The organism is Streptomyces sp. NPDC024698, assembly GCF_055559015.1.
The window spans coordinates 1-20,041 of sequence record NZ_JBVHLK010000007.1; the positions used below are offsets into that span (position 1 = coordinate 1).

General features: G+C 73.0%; 15 protein-coding genes, 1 rRNA gene and 1 pseudogene. 12 read left to right on the forward strand and 5 right to left on the reverse strand.

What is annotated here, in order from left to right:
- The 3 genes and pseudogenes from rrf to ACZ4AA_RS18015 form a co-directional block, all read left to right on the forward strand.
- Positions 1-95: ribosomal RNA gene (gene rrf / locus ACZ4AA_RS18005) — 5S ribosomal RNA — on the forward strand; the annotation flags it as partial.
- 341 nt (positions 96-436) lie between these two features.
- Positions 437-1,351 (forward strand): annotated as a pseudogene (locus tag ACZ4AA_RS18010) (tetratricopeptide repeat protein); the annotation flags it as partial.
- Between the two features lie 528 nt (positions 1,352-1,879).
- On the forward strand, positions 1,880-2,713 hold the full coding sequence (locus tag ACZ4AA_RS18015) for a tetratricopeptide repeat protein (protein ID WP_467603297.1): 834 nt from the start codon (positions 1,880-1,882) through the stop codon (positions 2,711-2,713).
- 96 nt (positions 2,714-2,809) lie between these two features.
- Here ACZ4AA_RS18015 and ACZ4AA_RS18020 read toward each other — a convergent pair whose 3' ends face one another.
- Positions 2,810-4,102, reverse strand: a complete 1,293-nt coding sequence (locus ACZ4AA_RS18020; RefSeq protein WP_467602504.1) for a DUF1015 domain-containing protein — start codon at positions 4,100-4,102, stop codon at positions 2,810-2,812.
- A 72-nt stretch (positions 4,103-4,174) separates the two neighbouring features.
- Between ACZ4AA_RS18020 and ACZ4AA_RS18025 the strand changes: the two genes are divergently transcribed.
- From ACZ4AA_RS18025 to ACZ4AA_RS18040, 4 genes are all read left to right on the forward strand, one after another.
- Positions 4,175-5,203: an HAD hydrolase-like protein gene (locus ACZ4AA_RS18025; RefSeq protein ID WP_467602506.1), complete on the forward strand. Its 1,029-nt coding sequence runs from the start codon at positions 4,175-4,177 to the stop codon at positions 5,201-5,203.
- Between the two features lie 201 nt (positions 5,204-5,404).
- Positions 5,405-6,448 carry a FecCD family ABC transporter permease gene (locus ACZ4AA_RS18030; protein WP_467602508.1) on the forward strand — a complete coding sequence of 348 codons (1,044 nt, stop codon included), beginning with the start codon at positions 5,405-5,407 and terminating at the stop codon, positions 6,446-6,448.
- A gap of 77 nt (positions 6,449-6,525) precedes the next feature.
- A complete protein-coding gene (locus tag ACZ4AA_RS18035) occupies positions 6,526-7,545 on the forward strand; it encodes a FecCD family ABC transporter permease (protein ID WP_467603301.1) in 1,020 nt (339 codons plus the stop codon).
- Positions 7,542-8,423 (forward strand): ABC transporter ATP-binding protein, encoded by an 882-nt coding sequence (locus ACZ4AA_RS18040; RefSeq protein WP_467602510.1) that lies wholly within the window; start codon positions 7,542-7,544, stop codon positions 8,421-8,423. Before ACZ4AA_RS18035 ends, ACZ4AA_RS18040 begins: the two co-directional genes overlap by 4 nt.
- Here the strand turns inward: ACZ4AA_RS18040 and ACZ4AA_RS18045 are convergent.
- Positions 8,407-8,754, reverse strand: a complete 348-nt coding sequence (locus ACZ4AA_RS18045; protein WP_467602512.1) for an SCP2 sterol-binding domain-containing protein — start codon at positions 8,752-8,754, stop codon at positions 8,407-8,409. The two genes, ACZ4AA_RS18040 and ACZ4AA_RS18045, sit on opposite strands and share 17 nt — an antisense overlap.
- 42 nt (positions 8,755-8,796) lie before the next feature.
- On the opposite strand from ACZ4AA_RS18045, the gene ACZ4AA_RS18050 reads away from it, so the two are divergent.
- From ACZ4AA_RS18050 to ACZ4AA_RS18070, 5 genes are all read left to right on the forward strand, one after another.
- Positions 8,797-9,114 (forward strand): hypothetical protein, encoded by a 318-nt coding sequence (locus tag ACZ4AA_RS18050; RefSeq protein ID WP_467602514.1) that lies wholly within the window; start codon positions 8,797-8,799, stop codon positions 9,112-9,114.
- Positions 9,115-9,189: 75 nt separating this feature from the next.
- Positions 9,190-10,005 carry a TlyA family RNA methyltransferase gene (locus ACZ4AA_RS18055; protein ID WP_398402203.1) on the forward strand — a complete coding sequence of 272 codons (816 nt, stop codon included), beginning with the start codon at positions 9,190-9,192 and terminating at the stop codon, positions 10,003-10,005.
- Entirely contained in the window at positions 10,002-10,907 is a 906-nt protein-coding gene (locus ACZ4AA_RS18060) for an NAD kinase (protein ID WP_467602518.1), read from the forward strand. Before ACZ4AA_RS18055 ends, ACZ4AA_RS18060 begins: the two co-directional genes overlap by 4 nt.
- 163 nt (positions 10,908-11,070) lie before the next feature.
- Entirely contained in the window at positions 11,071-12,813 is a 1,743-nt protein-coding gene (gene recN, locus ACZ4AA_RS18065) for a DNA repair protein RecN (protein WP_467602520.1), read from the forward strand.
- Positions 12,814-13,268: 455 nt separating this feature from the next.
- Entirely contained in the window at positions 13,269-14,405 is a 1,137-nt protein-coding gene (locus ACZ4AA_RS18070; protein WP_467602522.1) for a glycosyltransferase family 4 protein, read from the forward strand.
- A 36-nt stretch (positions 14,406-14,441) separates the two neighbouring features.
- Here ACZ4AA_RS18070 and ACZ4AA_RS18075 read toward each other — a convergent pair whose 3' ends face one another.
- The 3 genes from ACZ4AA_RS18075 to ACZ4AA_RS18085 all read right to left on the reverse strand — a co-directional run bounded on the left by ACZ4AA_RS18075 (position 14,442) and on the right by ACZ4AA_RS18085 (position 19,525).
- Complete coding sequence (locus ACZ4AA_RS18075; RefSeq protein WP_467602525.1) at positions 14,442-16,070, reverse strand: PucR family transcriptional regulator; 1,629 nt, start codon at positions 16,068-16,070, stop codon at positions 14,442-14,444.
- A gap of 153 nt (positions 16,071-16,223) precedes the next feature.
- A complete protein-coding gene (locus tag ACZ4AA_RS18080; protein ID WP_467602528.1) occupies positions 16,224-17,618 on the reverse strand; it encodes an FAD-binding oxidoreductase in 1,395 nt (464 codons plus the stop codon).
- A 104-nt stretch (positions 17,619-17,722) separates the two neighbouring features.
- On the reverse strand, positions 17,723-19,525 hold the full coding sequence (locus ACZ4AA_RS18085; RefSeq protein WP_467603304.1) for a glycoside hydrolase family 15 protein: 1,803 nt from the start codon (positions 19,523-19,525) through the stop codon (positions 17,723-17,725).
- Between the last annotated feature and the right edge of the window lie 516 nt (positions 19,526-20,041).

The window sequence follows — 20,041 nt, forward strand, 5'->3', positions numbered from 1 at the left end:
AAACGCCCGGTTACATTCCGAACCCGGAAGCTAAGCCTCACAGCGCCGATGGTACTGCAGGGGGGACCCTGTGGGAGAGTAGGACGCCGCCGAACTAAATTTGGAGGGCCCTTGGCCTCAGCGACTCGCTGGGGCCAGGGGTCCTTTTTTGTTTTTCCGAAGCGCGCCGGGTACCCGGCTGCGCGAGAATGACTTGCGGTACCGAAGACAGGAGTCACCCATGTCCACCAACTCTCCCGACGAGCGACCGGAGCGCGATCAGCGCCGTCGTGACAGTGGTGACCGCGGTGACTACCGCGGCGGCCCGCGCCGAGACAACGACCGTGGCGGCTCCGGCCGCCGTGACGACAACCGCCGTGACGACAACCGTGGTGGCGGTGACCGTGGCGGCTCCGGCCGCCGTGACGACAACCGCCGTGACGACAACCGTGGTGGCGGTGACCGTGGCGGCTTCCGCCGCGACGACAACCGTGGCAGCGGCGGCAGCAGCAGTGGCGGCAGCAGTAGCGGTGGCTACCGTGGCCGCGACGACCGTCGCGAGGGCGATCGGGGTGGCCGGCCGCCCTTCCGCCGCGACGACCGTCCGGCCGGCCCGCGCCGCGACGACCGCGGTGGCAGTGGCAGCGGCGGCGGCTTCCGCCGGGACGGGGACCGCCCCGCCTTCAACCGCGACGACCGGCCCAGCAGCCCGCGCCGCGACGACGACCGCGGCGGCTTCCGTCGTGACGACCGTCGTGACGACAACCGTGGTGGCGGTGACCGTGGCGGCTTCCGCCGTGACGACAACCGTGGCGGAGGTACCGGCGGCGGTTTCCGTCGTGACGACCGCGGCAGCAGCGGTGGCGGTTTCCGCCGTGACGACAACCGTGGCGGCAGTGCCGGCGGTGGCTTCCGCCGTGACGACAACCGTGGCGGCAGTGCCGGCGGTGGCTTCCGCCGTGACGACAACCGTGGCGGCAGTGCCGGCGGTGGCTTCCGCCGCGACGACAACCGTGGCGGCAGTGCCGGCGGCGGGTTCCGCCGTGACGACAACCGCGGTGGCGGCAGTGGTGGTGGCTTCCGCCGCGACGACCGTAGTGACTTCCGGCGCGATGACCGTCGTGACGACAACCGTGGCGGCGGCGACCGTGGTGGCTTCCGCCGCGACCCGGACCGTCCGTCCTTCCGCCGTGACGAGCGTCCCAGCACCCCCCGTCGCGACGAGGACCGCGGCGGTTTCCGTCGTGACGAGCGTCCCAGCAGCCCCCGTCGTGATGACGACCGCGGCAGCAGCGGTGGCGGTTTCCGTCGTGACGACAACCGTGGTGGCGGCGACTTCCGCCGTGACGAGCGTCGTGACGAGCGTCCCAGCACCCCCCGTCGCGACGACGACCGTGGTGGCTTCCGTCGTGACGACAACCGTCCGTCCTTCCGCCGTGACGAGCGTCGTGACGAGCGTCCCAGCACCCCCCGTCGTGATGACGACCGCGGCGGTTTCCGTCGTGACGACAACCGCGGTGGCAGCGACTTCCGCCGCGACGAGCGCAGGGACGGGGACCGCCCGCCCTTCCGCCGTGACGACCGTGGCGACCGTGGTGGCTTCCGTCGCGACGAGCGTCCCAGCACCCCCCGTCGCGACGACGACCGCGGTGGCTTCCGCCGTGACGACAACCGTGGTGGCAGTGCCGGCGGCTACCGAGGCCGTGACGACCGCGGCCATGGTGGACCGCGCCGTGACGACCGGGGCGGGCGCCCCGGCGGTTTCCGCGGCCGTGACGACCGCGGGGGCGACGACCGGCGCGGTGGCGGCGGTTACCGCGACGAGCGCGACCGGGACCGCGAGCCGATCAAGCGGCTGCCGATCCCGGACGACGTCACGGGTGAGGAGATCGACAAGGACGTGCGACAGGAGCTCCTCAGCCTGCCCAAGGGCCTCGCCGAGGAGGTCTCCCGCAACCTGGTGATGGTCGCCCGGCTCATCGACGAGGACCCCGAGACCGCCTACGCGTACTCGAGGATCGCGCTGCGACTGGCCTCACGTGTCGCCGCCGTGCGCGAGGCGGCCGGCTTCGCCGCGTACGCGAACCAGAAGTTCAGCGAGGCGCTCGCCGAGTTCCGCGCCGCGCGCCGGATGACCGGCGGCGTGGATCTGTGGCCCGTGATGGCGGACTGCGAGCGTGGCATGGGCCGGCCCGAGAAGGCGCTGGAGATGGCCGGGGCGCCCGAGGTCCAGAAGCTGGACAAGGCGAGCCAGGTCGAGATGCGGCTCGTGGCGGCAGGCGCCCGGCGTGACATGGATCAGCTGGACGCCGCCATCGTCACCCTCCAGAGCCCCGAGCTCGCCTCCAACTCCGTCCAGCCCTGGACCGCGCGGCTGCGGTACGCCTACGCCGACGCGCTCCTGGCCGCCGGACGTGAGGGCGAGGCACGCGAGTGGTTCGCCAAGACCGTCGAGTCCGACAAGGACGGCAGCACGGACGCCTCCGACCGGCTCGCCGAGATGGACGGTGTCGAGTTCGTCGACGCCCTCGGCGAGGACGACGAGGCCGTGAGCGGGACCGCGACCGAGGCCGAGCCGGAGATCCACGTCCAGGACGAGGACGACGAGGACGACGAGATCGAGCCCGCGACCACGGACGCGATCACGGACGACGTCGACGACCTGGATGACGAGGACGAGGACGAGGAAGCGGACGGCGACGAGGACGACGCTCCTCACCGTCCGCAGAGCTGACGCCGGACACCGGCACCAACACGTGGGCGGCAGGACACCGGAAGGTGTCCTGCCGCCCACGTGGCGTTTCCGGGGGCGTCCCGGAGGCCGAGCTCCTCAGGGAGTGAGCGCCCGCAGGACGAGACCGGACGCCGGCTTCGGCCCGAAGGACGTCGACTTGCGCGGCATCGTGACCCCCTGGCGAGCGAGTTCGCGTACGACCTCCTCGTGGACCGGGTGCATCAGGACGGCCGTGCCTCCGTCGCGTTCCGCCTTCTCGACCGTGGCGGTCGTGTCGTGGATGTACGCGATGTCCGCGGGGGAGTCCTCAGGGATGCCCCACACATGGTCGAGGAGGGTGGCGTGCAGCACCGTGGCGTCCAGCGCGCGCCAGGCCTCCGGGTGCCCGGCCGGGATCGTACGGGCGAGGAGGTCCGGCGAGGGGCGGTCGACGAGGTGGAAGGTGCCGTCGCCCGCGAGCAGGAAGGCGTTTCCCCCGGCCGCCGCCGACGCGAGGGCCTCCAGCGCCTCGGCGAGGGGCACGTCGAGGTGACGTACGCGGAAGGAGTCCCCGAGGGCGGTCAGCGCGTCGGCGACCGGCAGGCGGTGCAGCAGACGGTGGATCGCCCGGACGCGCAGCGGGTAACGGGCGGTGTCCACCAGGAGGACCAGACCGTAGTCCCAGGGGCTCGGGGAGGGGTGCTCCGCGCGTAGACGCAGATACGTCGCCCAGCGGTGATGTCCGTCGGCGATCAGGGCCTGGTGCCGGCCGAGGTCCGTGCGGATCTCCGCGAGCTCCGCGGGGTCCGTGACCGCCCACAGACGATGGCTGATGCCGTCCTCCGTGGTCGTGGACAGCAGCGGCGGCAGGGCGGCCGTACGCTCGATGACGGCGCCGGCGCCGTGTCCGTAACCGTTGCCGCGATAGGTCAGCAGCAGGGGTTCGAGATTGGCGGACGTGGCGCGCATCAGGGCCGCGCGGTCCGCGATGACGTGCGGCATCACGTCCTCGTGCGGGAGCACCACACCGTCGGCGGGATCGGACAGGCGCAGATTGCCGATCACGCCCCGTTGCAGCAGGTCGCCGTCGCGCTGTTCGTACACGTACAGACCGGGCTCGGGATCGGCGGCCAGGACGCCCTCCGACAGCCAGCTGCGCAGCGTGTCGGCGGCCTGCTGGTTGCGGGCGGCGGGGGTGCCGTCCTGCGGGAGGATCAGCCGGACGATGTTGTACGGGTCGGCCGATTCGAGTTCGAGGAGTCCGTCGGGCCGCACGATCACGTCGTACGGCGGCGACGTCACGGCGGCCAGACTGCCGACCCGGTCGGGGTCGTAGCGCAGGCCTCGGAACGGGGTGAGTTCCAGGCCGCTCCCGGCGGGTGTCCCCTCCTCGGGACCTGCATAGTTCATTGGGGCATCGTAAGTGTGTCGGTGGCATGAGCGATGATCGGGGGAAAGGGATCTAACGAGGAGCGATGCGCAATGAGCCAGACCGTCAGGACGCGGCCCGAGGGCAGTGGGCAGGCGCTGAGCGAGGCGTACGACACCGCGCTGCTTGACCTGGACGGTGTGGTGTATGCGGGCGGTGACGCCATCGCCCACGCGGTGGATTCGCTGGCCACGGCGCGCGCGGGCGGAATGCACCTCGCGTACGTCACGAACAACGCGCTGCGTACCCCGGACGCCGTCGCCGGGCACCTCACGGAGCTGGGCATACCGACGGTGGCCTCGGACGTCATCACCTCGGCGCAGGCCGTGGCCCGGCTCATCAGCGAGCAGGTTCCGGCGGGCGCGCGCGTCCTGGTGATCGGCGGCGAGGGTCTGCGGGTCGCGCTGCGCGAGCGCGGGCTTGAGCCGGTCGACTCGGCGGAGGACGAGCCCGTCGCGGTCGTCCAGGGGTACGGCGGTCCCGATCTGGTCTGGTCCCGCTTCGCGGAGGCGTGTTACGCCATCGCGAGCGGCGCCACCTGGTTCGCCTCGAACACGGATCTGACGATTCCGGGCGCGCGCGGGATCGGTCCCGGCAACGGCGCGGCGGTGGAGGTCGTCCGGATCGCCACGGGTGTCGAGCCGCAGGTGGCGGGCAAGCCGCTGCCCCCGATGCACCGCGAGACGATTCTGCGGACGGGGGCCGAGCGGCCGCTGGTGGTCGGGGACCGGCTGGACACGGACATCGAGGGCGCGTTCAACGGAGAGGTGGACTCGCTGCTCGTCCTGACCGGTGTCGCGGACGGAGCGCAGCTGCTCGCCGCGCCGCCGAGGCACCGTCCCACGTATGTCGACGCCGATCTGCGCGGCATGCTCACCGGGCAGCCCGAGGTCGTCGAGGCGGGCGACGGCTTCCGCTGCGGCGGCTGGACGGCGACGGCGGGCAGTGAGGAACTGGAGCTGACGGGCGAGGGCGAGGCACTCGACGGACTGCGGGCCCTGTGCGCGGCGGCGTGGACGGCCGCGGGCGAGGGGACGTGCGAGCTGAACGGGGGGAAGGCGCTGGCACGACTGGGGCTCTAGAACCCGCCCCGGCACCTGGACCGGCCGGGGCTTTGGAGCAGGCCCCTGGGACCCGGGTCGGCCGGGGCTTCGGAAACGCGTCCCGGGCACCCGGGTCGGCCGTCGCGCCCGAGTGGGGTGTGGCCGCTGACCTGGGCCTCGGTGCGGGGCGGGAGCGCGGGCCCCTCGAAAGGCGATGCGAGGGTAGGCTAACCTAACCTCGTGTTGGTCGACAGTCCTCCTGAACAGCGCGCGGAAACCGCCCCCGCGCCCCCAACCCGCCGGGCGATACGGACCCTTGGTCTCCTCGTCTCCGTGGGCCTCCTGCTGCTGGTCGCGCTGGCGAGTATCGCGATCGGCGCGAAATCGCTGCCGCCGGCCCAGGTGTGGCACGGCCTGTTCCACGACTCGGGGACGTACGCGGACGTCGTGGTCGGTGACCGGATCTCGCGGACCGTGCTCGGGCTGCTGGTCGGCGCCGCGCTCGGACTGTCCGGCGCCGTCCTCCAGGCGCTCACCCGCAATCCCCTGGCCGACCCCGGTCTGCTCGGGATCAACGCGGGCGCGTCCGCCGCCGTCGTCACCGCGATCACCTACTTCGGCGTCACCTCGCTGACCGGCTACGTCTGGTTCGCCTTCCTCGGCGCGGCCGCGGTCGGAGCGCTGGTGTGGTTCCTGGGCGGCAGCCGGGGCGCGACCCCGGTGCGGCTCGCGCTCGCCGGAACCGCCATCAGCGCCGCGCTGTACGGCTATCTGCAAGCCGTGATGATCATGGACGACGCGGCCCTCGGCAAGATGCGCTTCTGGACGGTCGGTTCCCTCGCCTCGGCGACCGACGCGACGATCGCGCAGGTGGCCCCGTTCCTCGCCGTCGGCACCGTTCTCGCGCTGGGCCTCGCCCGGCCGCTGAACGCGGTGGCCATGGGCGACGACACCGCCCGCGCGCTCGGCGCCAACCTGAACCGCACCCGCGCGCTGTCCATGGCGGCCGCGACCGTGCTCTGCGGCGCCGCGACCGCCGCCTGCGGACCGATCGTGTTCGTCGGACTCATGGTCCCGCACGCCGTCCGCTCCTTCACCGGCCCCGATCTGCGCTGGATCCTGCCGTACGCCACCGTCCTGTCGCCCGTGCTGCTGCTCGGCGCCGACGTCCTGGGCCGGATGGTCGCCCGGCCCGCGGAGCTCCAGGTCGGCATCGTCACCGCGGTGCTCGGCGGTCCGGTCTTCATCTTTCTCGTACGGCGACGAAGGACGGCGCAGCTGTGACGACCCCACGTGTCCCAGGCGTCCGGGGCGCCCTCGCCCGGCGCGCCCCGGGATCTCCCGCGCGCCGCGTCCGGGCCCTGCGCACCGCCGGCGGGCTGTCCCTCCGGTTCGACCTCCGCGCGTTCACCGTGGTCGTCCTGCTGCTGCTGGCCGCGGCCGTGGCGAGCGTGGTGCTCATCGGCACCGGCGACTTCCCGATCCCGGCCGGTGACGTGCTCAGGACCCTCCTCGGCGACGGCACCCCCGGCCAGGAGTTCATCGTCAACGACCTGCGGCTGCCCCGCGTACTCGTCGGCCTGCTGGTGGGGGCCTCGCTCGGTCTCGCCGGAGCGCTCTTCCAGTCCGTCTCCCGCAACCCGCTGGGCAGCCCCGACGTGCTCGGCCTCGGCCAGGGTTCCACGGCCGGCGCGCTCATCATGATCGTCCTCTATTCGGGCAGCGCGACCGAGGTCGCCCTCGGGGCGCTCGTCGGCGGACTGCTGACCGGACTCGCCATCTATCTGCTCGCCTGGAAGCGGGGCGTGCACGGCTATCGCCTGGTCCTGGTCGGCATCGGTGTCTCCGCGATCGTCACGGCGGTCAACGGCTATCTCCTGACCAAGGCCGACCTCGTCGACGCGGCCCGCGCCGTCGTCTGGATGACCGGCTCCCTCAACGGCAGGGACTGGGCGCAGGTCTGGCCCCTGCTCATCATGTGCGCCGTCCTCGTCCCCCTCGTCCTCGGCAACGCGCGCGGGCTGCGGATGATGGAGATGGGCGACGACGTGTCGTACGCCCTCGGTGTGAGCGTCGAGCGGACGCGGCTGCTGCTGATGGTGGCCGCCGTGCTGCTCACCGCCGGTGCCACCGCCGCCGCGGGCCCGGTCGGGTTCGTCGCCCTCACCGCGCCCCAGCTGGCCCGGCGGCTCACCCGGTCACCGGGACCGAACCTGCTGCCCTCGATGTGCATGGGCGCGACCCTGCTCATCGTCGCGGACTGGGCCTCCCAGCGGGCCTTCGGCGCCGACCAGTTGCCCGTCGGCGTGGTCACCGGTGTCCTCGGCGGCCTCTATCTGCTGTGGCTGCTGGTCACCGAGCGCAAGGCGGGCCGGATATGAGCGGCCCGGTGAGGACCACCCCCGTGACCGCGGACGAGAACACCCCAAGGAGCACTGTGAACCGCCTGTCCGCCGACGACGTCACCCTCGGCTACGACCAGCGCGTCATCGCGGAGAAGCTGTCGGTGGAGATTCCCGACCACTCCTTCACGGTGATCGTCGGCCCGAACGCCTGCGGCAAGTCCACCCTGCTGCGCGCCCTCTCCCGCATGCTGAAGCCGTCGTCCGGGCGGGTGCTGCTCGACGGGCAGGCGATCCAGTCGATGCCCGCCAAGAAGGTGGCGCGCACCCTCGGGCTGCTGCCCCAGTCGTCGATCGCGCCGGACGGGATCACGGTCGGCGACCTCGTCGGCCGGGGCCGCTATCCGCACCAGGGCCTGCTGCGTCAGTGGTCGGCGGAGGACGAGCGCGTGGTCCAGGAGTCGATGGCCTCGACCGGGGTCGCCGAGCTCGCCGACCGCTATGTCGACGAACTGTCCGGTGGCCAGCGGCAGCGGGTGTGGATCGCGATGGCGCTCGCGCAGCAGACCCCGCTGCTCCTGCTGGACGAGCCGACGACGTATCTCGACATCCAGCACCAGATCGACGTCCTCGACCTGTGCGCCGAGCTCCACGAGACGCAGGGCCGCACCCTGGTCGCCGTCCTGCACGACCTCAACCACGCGGCCCGCTACGCCACCCACCTGATCGCGCTGCGCGGCGGTGAGGTCATCGCCGAGGGCGCCCCCGGCGACATCGTCACGGCCGGACTGGTCGAGGAGGTCTTCGGGCTGCGCTGCCAGGTCATCGACGATCCCGAGACCGGCACGCCCCTCGTGGTGCCCGCGGCCCGCAGGGCCAGGGTCCGTGCCGCCGTGGCCGCTACAGAAGCGTCCTGAGCCGGAGCAGGTCGCGCAGGCCCGCCTCCAGCTTCACCCGGCCCGAGCCCCAGGCCTTGGCGAAGTTCAGCTCGCCGTTCACCATCGCCACCAGGTCGTCGCCCTTCATCGTCAGGCGGATCTGGGCCCGCTCGGGGGGCGGGCCCTGGAGCGTGTCCAGCACCTGGATACGGCCGCCCGTGAGGCGGCCGACGAAGGTGATGTCCAGGTCGGTGATACGGCAGCTCAGCGAGCGGTCCAGGGCCGCGGCGGCCCGGACGTCGCCGTCGGCGCCCGCCATGTTGTCCGAAAGTCTGTCGAGTGCGGTACGGCACTCCTCCATCGTCGCCATCGTGATCGACGGTACCGCAGCCCTTCGCGGTAGCGTCGGGGCATGAACGACTCAGTCCCCGAGGGCGAGCTCCCCGAGGCCATGGCCCCGGGGGAGCCCGGTCCGCCCGTGGAGGCGGCACCGGAACCCGTGTACGACCCCGCCGCACCGGCTCCGCTGCACGTCCCGCGGGTCCCGACGGGCGACCCCGGTGTCGACGCCGGGCTCGACCGGCTGGCCGACGCCGACCACCTCGCCACGGACGGACACCTGGAGGTGTACGAGGATGTCCACCGGGGACTGCGGGACGCGCTCACCGCGCTCGACGTCCGCCCGGGAGGTCCGGTTCCGGCCGGCCGCCCGGCCGGCGCCCCGCAATGAGATCCTTCGGGACACCCGGAGAAACCCCCGGGCACCCCTTTCCATCGCCGTACGACCGCAGGAGCTGAACCGAACGTGGCAGGAGTGGCACGCCGCCGCCTCGACGCCGAGCTGGTCCGCAGGAAGCTCGCCCGCTCGCGCGAGCACGCCGGACAGCTGATCGCCGCGGGCCGGGTCAGCGTGGGCAAGACCCTCGCGACCAAGCCCGCCACCCAGGTGGAGACCGCCGCGGCCATCGTGGTCAGCAAGGACGACAGCGACCCCGACTACGTCTCGCGCGGCGGACACAAGCTCGCCGGCGCGCTCGCCGTCTTCGGTCCGCAGGGTCTGAAGGTCGAGGGGCGCCGGGCGCTGGACGCCGGCGCGTCCACCGGAGGCTTCACCGACGTCCTGCTGCGCGCGGGCGCCGCCCATGTCGTCGCCGTGGACGTCGGATACGGACAACTCGCCTGGTCTCTCCAGAGCGATGAACGCGTCACCGTCAAGGACCGTACGAACGTACGCGAGTTGACGTTGGAGGCGATCGATGGGGAGCCCGTGGACCTTGTTGTCGGGGATCTGTCCTTCATCCCGCTCGGACTGGTGCTGCCCGCGCTCGCGCGGTGCACGGCGCCGGATGCCGACCTGGTGATGATGGTCAAGCCGCAGTTCGAGGTGGGGAAGGACCGGCTGGGCAGCGGCGGTGTCGTGCGCAGTCCGGAGTTGCGCGCCGAAACGGTGCGCGGCGTGGCGGGGCGGGCCCAGGAGCTGGGGCTCGGAGTGAAGGGCGTGACCGCGAGCCCGTTGCCCGGACCGTCGGGCAACGTCGAGTACTTTCTGTGGCTGCGGGCCGGGGCACCCGAACTCGACCCGGCCGACGTTGACCGTGCAGTGGCGGAGGGGCCGCGTTGACACAGAGCCGAGCTCGTACTGTTTTCCTGCTGGCCCACACCGGGCGGCCGGCAGCCATCCGAAGCGCCGAGCTGGTCGTCCAGGGGCTGCTGCGCTCCGGGATCGGCGTGCGGGTCCTCGCGGCCGAGGCCGCCGATCTGCCGCTGCCGCACGAGGTGGAGCTGGTCCAGGAGGCCACTCCGCAGTGCCTCGACGGCTGCGAGCTGCTCATCGTCCTCGGCGGTGACGGCACGCTGCTGCGCGGCGCCGAGTTCGCCCGTGCCTCGGGCGTGCCGATGCTGGGCGTCAACCTCGGCCGGGTCGGCTTCCTCGCCGAGGCCGAGCGCGACGACCTGGACAAGGTCGTCGACCGGGTCGTCACCAAGGCCTACGAGGTCGAGGAACGCATGACGGTCGACGTCGTCGTGCACCGCAACGGCGACATCGTGCACACCGACTGGGCGCTCAACGAGGCGGCCGTGCAGAAGGTGTCCGCCGAGAAGCTCCTCGAAGTGGTGCTGGAGATCGACGGGCGGCCCGTCACCGGGTTCGGCTGCGACGGGATCGTCTGCGCGACCCCGACCGGGTCGACCGCGTACGCCTTCTCCGCGGGCGGGCCGGTGGTCTGGCCGGAGGTCGAGGCACTGCTGATGGTGCCGATCAGCGCGCACGCCCTGTTCGCCAAGCCGCTGGTGACCTCGCCGGACTCGGTGCTCGCCGTGGAGGTGCTGCCGCACGTCCCGCCGGGTGTGCTGTGGTGCGACGGACGGCGGACGGTCGAGCTGCCGCCCGGCGCGCGGGTGGAGGTGCGGCGCGGAGCCGTGCCGGTGCGGCTCGCCCGGCTGCACCACGCGTCCTTCACCGACCGCCTCGTCGCCAAGTTCGCCCTCCCGGTCGCCGGGTGGCGTGGGGCACCGCACTAGGAACCGCGGAGCGCCCCACCAGGAACATGACCCCGGCACCCGGGTTCCGCCCGGGTGCCGGGCCCCTTCGCGCGGTCCGCCGCCGAACGACACGGCCCCCTCGAAAGTAACGCTCGGTTCTCTTTGCGGGGGGCGGCGTCGCACGGTGGCGGGAAAACCTCGTATGGTCGGGGACGTGTTGGAGGAGATGCGGATACGGTCGCTCGGAGTCATCGACGACGCGGTCGTCGAGCTGTCACCCGGTTTCACCGCCGTGACCGGTGAGACCGGCGCGGGCAAGACGATGGTGGTCACCAGTCTCGGGCTGCTGCTGGGCGGGCGAGCCGACCCGGCCCTCGTACGGATCGGCGCCAAGAGCGCGGTCGTGGAGGGGCGGATCAGCGTGCCCCCGGGCGGGACGGCCGTCGTACGGGCCGAGGAGGCGGGCGCCGAGCTCGACGAGGGCGTGCTGCTCATCAGCCGTACCGTTTCGGCCGAGGGGCGTTCACGCGCGCATCTGGGCGGGCGTTCGGTCCCGGTGGGCGTGCTCGCCGAACTCGCCGACGAACTCGTCGCGGTGCACGGCCAGACCGACCAGCAGGGGCTGCTCAAGCTGTCCCGGCAGCGGCAGGCCCTGGACCGGTACGCGGGTGACGCGGTCGCCGTGCCGCTCGCCAAGTACGCGGGCGCCTACCGCCGGCTGCGGGCGATCTCGGCCGAGCTGGACGAGATCACGACCCGCGCCCGCGAACGGGCCCAGGAAGCCGACATGCTGCGCTTCGGGCTCGACGAGATCGCGGCCGTGGAGCCGCGCGCGGGCGAGGACGCGGAGCTGGCGGCGGAGGCGGAACGGCTCGGGCACGCGGAGGCGCTGGCCTCGGCCGCCACCGCCGCGCACGCCGCGCTGGCGGGCGATCCCGAGGACCCGGAGGGCATCGACGCGGCCACGCTCGTCGCGGGCGCCCACCGGGCACTGGAGGCCGTTCGGTCCCACGACTCGGCCCTCGCCACGCTGTCCGGGCGGATCGGGGAGATCGCCATCCTGCTCGGCGACGTCGCGGGCGAACTCGCGGGCTACGCCGACGACCTCGACGCCGACCCGCTGCGGCTGTCGGCCGTCGAGGAGCGCAGGGCCACGCTCACCCAGCTGACCCGCAAGTACGGCGCGGACATCGACGCCGTGCTCGCCTGGGCCGAGCGCGGTGCCGAGCGGCTCACCGAACTCGACGGGGACGACGACCGCCTGGAGGAGCTGACCGCCGAGCGGGACGCGTTGCGCGGCGAACTGGGCGGCCTCGCCCAGGCGCTGACGGACGCCCGCGCGGAGGCCGCCGAGCGGTTCGCCGCCGCCGTGACCGCCGAGCTGGCCTCGCTGGCGATGCCGCACGCCCGTGTGTCCTTCGAGCTCCGGCAGACCGACGACCCGGAGGGGGTGGAGGTCGGCGGACGCCCGGTGGCCTACGGCCCGGCCGGCGTCGACGAGGTGGAACTCCTGCTCGCCCCGCACCCCGGGGCACCGCCGCGGCCCATCGCCAAGGGCGCCTCCGGCGGTGAGCTCTCCCGCGTGATGCTCGCGGTCGAGGTCGTGTTCGCGGGCACCGACCCCGTGCCGACCTATCTCTTCGACGAGGTCGACGCGGGTGTCGGCGGCAAGGCCGCGGTCGAGATCGGGCGGCGGCTGGCGAGGCTCGCCCGGACCGCGCAGGTCGTGGTCGTGACCCATCTGCCGCAGGTGGCCGCGTTCGCCGACCGGCAGCTGCTGGTCGAGAAGACGAACGACGGTTCGGTGACGCGGTCCGGTGTGAAGGTGCTGGAGGGTGAGGACCGGGTCCGCGAACTGTCCCGGATGCTGGCCGGCCAGGAGGACTCCGAGACGGCCAGGGCCCACGCCGAGGAACTGCTGGCCACGGCCCGCGCCGACGCCTAGCCGGCGGCGCCGCTCCGGGCTTCCCCCGACTCCGCTCCTCGAACGCCGGAAGGACGCGGGGCCGCGGGGGAGTGCGGGCTCCCGGATGCGCCGCGTGGGGGTGGGGTGCGCCTTTCGGTGCGCGGGTGCACCCTCGGCACGGCGTGGCGAAGGACACGCGGAAGCCCGTTCGGCTCGGGTCGGCCCACGGGACGCGGGACGTCACGGGCGCCGCACGCGTTCCGCCAGGGCCCTCTCTCTCCGGAACGGACCATTCATCACTCGTGCGGGTGACCGTCGTCGCCGGGTTGCCCCGTCTGACGTGCCCTCGTCGTGATGGCGGTGCCGGAACGCCCGGGCGGCCTGGCATCCTTGGCGTAGTACGAGGTGCACGACGTGCGGTATCCCTTCCTCCGCACGATCCTTCTGTACGTTTCCTCGTGACCGTCCGACGCCGAACCAGGAGCCCCGGCCACGTGAGCCACGTGAGCAGCCACTCACCGCACGGCCAGTCGCCGCTGCGCACCGTGCAGGTGCTCGGCGGCGGAAGCGCGGGCAGCAGCGCGCATGTGCGGTCGCTGGCGGCAGGCCTCGTCGCCCGAGGGGTCCGGGTCACCGTCTGCGCTCCCGCCGAGGCCGACCTCGCGTACGACTTCACCGGGGCCGGCGCGCATCACGTCGCCGTGCCCCGCAGCAGCGACCCCGCCTCGGTGTCCGCGCTGCGGGCGGCCTGCGCGGACGCCGATCTCGTGCACGCGCACGGGATCCACGCGGCGCTGCGGGCGGTGCTCGCGCTCAGCGGGCGGCGCGTCCCCCTGGTCGTCACCTGGCACACACGCTCCGAGGCCGACGGAGCCCGGGCCCCTGTGCTGCGTCTCCTGGAGCGCCGGGTCGCCAGGGCCGCTGCCGTGGTGCTCGGTACCTCGTCCGACCTGGTGGACCGGGCCCGCAGAAGGGGTGCCAGGGACGCGCGGCTCGCCGCCGTGGCGCTCCCGGCACCGCGCCCGCCCGCCGAATCGCTGGACCCCGACCCGTCCCGGCACAAGGCGCGGGCCGAACTCGGCGCGACCGGCCGCTCGTTGCTCATCGCGGTCGGCTCCCTCGACCGGCACCGCGGCTACCACACCCTGCTCGACGCCTCGCGCGCCTGGTGCCGCCTCGACCCCGTGCCGCTGCTGGTGATCGCGGGGGAGGGGCCGCTGCGCGCCGTTCTCCAGCGCCGGATCGAGGACGAGGAACTGCCGGTCCGGCTCATCGGGAAGCGCGAGGACGTCGCGGAACTGCTGGCCGCCGCCGACCTCGTGCTCCTGCCCAGCCGATGGGAGTCGCGCTCGCTGCTTGCGCAGGAGGCCCTTCACGCGCGCGTGCCGCTCGTCGCCACGGCCGTCGGGGGCATTCCCGAGACGGTCGGCGACGCGGCCGAACTCGTCCCGTACGGGAACGCGAAGGCGCTGGCCGACGCCGTCGTACGCCTGCTCGCCGATCCGGCGCGCCGTGAGGTCCTGCGGGAGAAGGGCGCCCGGCAGGCGGCGAGCTGGCCGACCGAGGACGAGACGGTGGCTCAAGTGCTCAGCGTCTACGACGAGTTCACCCGGTTCCGGCCGCTGGTCTGAGCCCACCGGCCGCCGGCCGGGCCCGGGTCCCGGCTCTCAGGGAACGTGTCTGCGGGCGCGCAGCGCCAGGCTCAACGCCAGTACCGTCTGCGGGTCGTCCAGGTCCATGCCCAGCAACTCACCTATCCGGGCGAGGCGGTTGTAGAGGGTCTGCCGGTTGAGGTGCAGTTCGCGGGCGGTCTCGGCCTTGCGGCCCGCGTGCGCCAAGTACGTCTGGAGGGTGGGGAGAAGAGGCGGCTTGGAGCGGACGTCGTGGTCGCGGAGCGGCCCGATCGCGCGCTCCACGAACGCGGCCAGATCGGGGTGCTCGCGCAGTCGCCACAGCAGCAGGTCGATGTCCAGCCGGCGGGCGTCGTACCAGGGGCGGTCCGACAGGCCCTGGGCCGCCGTGGCCGTCTCCGCCGCGTGCCGCAGGCCCGCCGACGCGGCCGCCCAGCCCCCCGCGACCCCGACCACCACCACCGGCGGCTGCGCCCCGGGCCGCTGCATGCCCGCGCGCTCCACCCCGGCGCGCAGTGCCGCGGCGACACGGTCCGCGACGGCCGCCCGCTCCGACTCCGAACGCAGGCCGAGCAGCAGCGGGACCCGGCCCTCGACGGGACGCACGCCGAGCAGCACCGGGACGCCCACCGAGGCCAGTTCCTCGGCGACGGCGCGGGCCAGGACCGCCCAGCCGCCGCCGGGCGCGAGGCCGTCGGCCAGTCGCATCACGACCGGCAGCAGTGGGCCGGTGCCGGGCTTGAAGCCGAGCACCCGGGCCTGCGCGGGCGCGTCCTCGGCCTCGATCCGGCCCTCGGCGAGGTCGGTCAGGAAGTCCCCGCGCCCCCGCGCCGCCAGTTCCTCCTCCTGGCGGGCCTGCATCAGCACGACGGCCAGGATGCCGGCGGCCCGTTCGGCGGCGATCCGGTGCACCGGGGCGACCGGCGCGCCGACGGGCAGGAGCACCAGGCGGGCCCGGACGGAGCCGGTGCCCGGGCCGCCGCCCGGCACGTCCACCAGCGTCGTCCCGGCGGGCGGGTCCTCCTTGTGCTGGCCGCGCAGGCCCTCCCAGACCTGGAGCGGGTCGGCGCCCGCGGAGCCGGCACCGGCGGCGTACAGCAGCTGGCCGTCGGCGCTCTCCAGGAAGACCGGGTTGCCGCTGAAGTCGGCGAGGATGCTCAGGACCTGGGGCACCCCGCCCCCGCCGAGCAGCGCCTCGGTGCAGCGCCTGTGGACCTCCTCGGCCTGCTGGAGCAGGGCGTAGTGGCCGTTGACGATCTCGGTGTGGATCTCCTCCGTGACCGTCACGAAGGGCACCTCGCGGTGCAGCTGGACCAGCGGCAGGCCCGTGGAGCGGGCCGTCTCCACCAGTGCGGCCGGGAGCCGGGTGAAGCGAGGGCCCAGCTCGACGACGAGTGCCGCGATCCCCCGCTCGGCGAGGGTGCGGACGAACGCGCGCTGGTCGGCGGGGCGGGTGCCGAGGCCGTATCCGGTGGTCAGCAGCAGTTCGCCGCCCTTGAGCAGCGAGGCGATGTTCGGCACCTCGCCCGCGTGCACCCAGCGCACGGTCCGGTGCAGCCGGTCGGCCCCCGCGATGATCTCCGGCAGCCCGCTGCGCAGTCCGGGCAGCTCAAGGGCCCGCTGCACGGTGATTCCGGCGCCTTGGGTGTCGTAACGGCTGTCCATGCAGCGGACGCTACCCGCGGACGGCTTCCGAGGGCATCTCCGGGCCGGAACGGGCGACGGAGGCAGCCGCCGCGGGAGCCCGTCCGGCAGGGTTCCGGGGGCCGGGACAGTGAGCTCCGGGTCGGACGCCGGGCGGGACGGTGAGCTCCGGGGTCAGGCGGCGGACGGGACCGGGGCGATGTTGTGGTTGAAGCGGAACACGTTGTCGGGGTCGTACTCGGCCTTCACCGCGGCCAGCCGCCGGAGGTTGTCCTCGCCCAGGCCGGCCGTCACGCGTTCGGTGCCCTCGTCGCCGATGAAGTTCAGATAGACCGCGCCGGTGCTCCACGGCCGGACGTCCGCGCGGACCTTCCTGACCCAGTCCACGCACCGCTCGTCGTCGGCCGGGTCCTCCCAGATCCCGAAGGGGTGAACGGCCCAGGGCGCGTCGCGGTAGGGGACCGGGAACCGGGACGGTCCGGAGGCGATGGCGCCGCCCTGCGGGAACAGCGCGTGCTGGGTGCCGGTGGGGATCGGCATGGCGTCGCCGAGGGCGCAGAAGACGTCCACGAACTCGTCGGGCGCGCCGCTCAGATACTCCGCCGACCAGTAGTTGCGCCATCCGGGCGGGTCGTCGATCATGCACTGGAGATCGGCGTAGGGCAGGGCGGTGACGATCTCGACCTCGTGCGGCAGCGCCAGCAACGGCTGGGCGATCTTGCGCATGTCGTCCTCGCCGCCCGCGTACGCGACGAGCGCGCCGCACAGCCGCGTGCCGACCAGGTGCTCGGGCACGAACTCCTCGGGCGGGGCGGTCAGATAGAGGACGCCGCCGCTCGCCTCCGGGGGCCCGTTCTCGATGATCTCGCGGTAGACGCGGACGACCTCGGGACCGTTCTCCGGCAGGTACATGACCAGGGCCATGGAGAACTCGGGCAGCGGATGCAGCTTGAGGGTCAGCGCGGTGGCGACCCCGAAGTTCCCGCCGCCGCCGTGCAGGGCCCAGAACAGCTCCGGGTTCTCCTGGTCGGTGGCGCGTACGGGCGTACCGTCGGCGGTCACGAGCTCGACCCCGAGCAGGTTGTCGACGGCCAGGCCGAAGGACCGGTCGAGCCAGCCGCTGCCGCCGCCGAGGACGTAGCCGCCGACGCCGGTCGTCGAGGCGCGGCCGCCGGTGGTCGCGAGGCCGTAGGGCTGGGTCGCCCGGTCGAGATGGGTCATCAGGGCCCCGCCCTCGACCCGGACGGTCTCGGACCCTGGGTGGACGGTGACCCCGTGCATACGGCTGAGATCGACGACGAGACCGCCGTCGTTCAGCGACATGCCGGAGACGCTGTGACCGCCTCCGCGTACGGCGATCGGCAGATCGAGATCCCGCGCGAAGCGCACCGCGCGGGTCACGTCGGCCTCGCTCTCGCACCGCGTGATCACGGCGGGCCGCCGGTCGATCATCGCGTTGAAGATCGTCCGGGCCTCGTCGTACCCCGGATCGTCCGGGGTGAACACATCACCGGTCAGACCCGCGCGGAGCGCGGCCAGGGCCGCGCCGGCCTTCGAAAGGGGAGCCATGGAAGCCGCCCCCTTCCATGAGGGGACAGGACTCCTTCCAGGCTAGGCGGGTACGACCCGCGGGGCGCGTCGGGGAGCCTCCCCCGCGCCCCACGGGGACCGGCTCAGCCGCCGTACGCCCCGCTCGCCGTCAGCCGCAGGGCCGTGTCGATCAGCGGGACGTGGCTGAAGGCCTGCGGGAAGTTCCCGACCTGGCGCTGAAGCCGCGGGTCCCACTCCTCGGCCAGCAGACCGAGGTCGTTGCGCAGGGCCAGCAGCCGCTCGAACAGTTTGCGGGCCTCGTCGACCCGGCCGATCATCGCGAGGTCGTCGGCCATCCAGAACGAGCAGGCGAGGAAGGCGCCCTCGTCGCCCTCCAGGCCGTCCACGCCCGCGTGCTCACCGGAGGTGGGGTAGCGCAGGATGAAGCCGTCGGAGGTGGACAGTTCGCGCTGGATCGCCTCGATGGTGCCGATCACGCGCTTGTCGTCCGGCGGCAGGAAGCCCATCTGCGGGATGAGCAGCAGCGAGGCGTCGAGCTCCTTCGAGCCGTAGGACTGCGTGAAGGTGTTGCGCTCCTGGTCGTAGCCCTTCTCGCACACGTCCCGGTGGATGTCGTCGCGCAGTTCGCGCCACTTCTCCAGCGGGCCGTCCGCGTCCCCGGACTCGATGAGCTTGATCGTGCGGTCGACGGCGACCCAGGCCATCACCTTCGAGTGCACGAAGTGCCTGCGTGGGCCCCGGACTTCCCAGATGCCCTCGTCCGGCTGGTCCCAGTGGGTCTCCAGGTAGCGGATCAGCTTCAACTGGAGCAGCGAGGCGTAGTCGTTGCGGGACAGGCCCGTCATATGGGCCAGGTGCAGGGCCTCGGTGACCTCGCCGTACACGTCGAGCTGGAGCTGGTGCGCGGCGCCGTTGCCGACCCGGACGGGGGCCGAACCCTCGTACCCGGGAAGCCAGTCGAGCTCCGCCTCGCCCAACTCCCGTTCCCCCGCGATGCCGTACATGATCTGGAGGTTCTCCGGGTCGCCGGCGACCGCGCGCAGCAGCCACTCGCGCCAGGCGCGGGCCTCCTCGCGGTAGCCGGTGCGCAGCAGCGAGGAGAGGGTGATGGCCGCGTCGCGCAGCCAGGTGTAGCGGTAGTCCCAGTTGCGTACGCCGCCGATCTCCTCCGGCAGGGAGGTGGTGGGCGCGGCGACGATGCCGCCCGTGGGCGCGTACGTCAGGGCCTTGAGGGTGATCAGTGAGCGGACGACGGCCTCGCGGTAGGGGCCGTGGTACGTGCACTGGTCGACCCAGTCGCGCCAGAACTCCTCGGTCGCCTCCAGCGACTGCTCGGGTTCGGGCAGTGCCGGCGGCTGCTTGTGCGAGGGCTCCCAGGACACGGTGAAGGCGACCCGCTCGCCCGGCGCCACCGTGAAGTCGGCGTAGGTGGTCAGGTCCTTGCCGTAGGTCTGACAGTCCGTGTCGAACCAGACCGAGTCGGGTCCGGCGACCGCGACCGTGCGCCCCTCGTGCCGGCGCACCCAGGGCACGACACGGCCGTAGGAGAACCGCATGCGCAGCGTGGAGCGCATCGGCACCCGGCCGCTGACGCCCTCGACGATCCGGATCAGCTGCGGCGCGCCGTCGCGCGGGGGCATGAAATCGGTCACCCGGACCGTGCCGCGCGGTGTGTCCCACTCGGATTCGAGGATCAGTGAGTCGCCGCGGTACCGGCGGCGCGAGGCCGCGGCCGGCTGCTCGTCGGCGGCGTGCGCGGGACCCAGCCGCCAGAAGCCGTGATCCTCCGTGCCGAGCAGTCCCGCGAAGATGGCATGGGAGTCGAAGCGGGGCAGGCACAGCCAGTCGACTGTGCCGTCCCGGCAGACCAGCGCGGCTGTCTGCATGTCTCCGATGAGTGCGTAGTCCTCGATGCGCCCGGCCACGTGCATCTCCAGTCGAACGGCCACGGCGCCCCTGCGCGGGGCGGTCGCTCTTGCGGTCAAAGGGAACGTAGGTGCTGCGAAACAGTAGGCAATGGGATGCGGAATCTGCGGAACGTCGATGATGGGGGACGTCCGTCGTGCGTCGCCGCGCAACGTCAGTTGTCGATGCGATGAGCGATGCGATTGTCGTCTCGAAACGAACTGACAGGCCCTCTTTGTTCCGGTTACGTGCGGGATGGTGCCGTGTGCCGGAGGGACTCGGCAGCGAGTGTCCGAGCAGGATACGACGCACGTGGAAGATCCGCGTGCCGCTCCGGGCAACCCGGCTGAGCCGATCGAGTGAGCGGTGTGTGGGCCGTGTGCCCGGCGGGGTGCCCGGGTGTGCGCGGAGCGTGGCCGGAAGCGGCCTCGTCCGGTCGCTGATACCCTGGTAGCCCGTGGACCGGTGGGCAAGAAACCCCCGAACCGCAGCGACGGCAACCCCCGGAAATCCCCGGGCCCCACGCCGGCACGCAC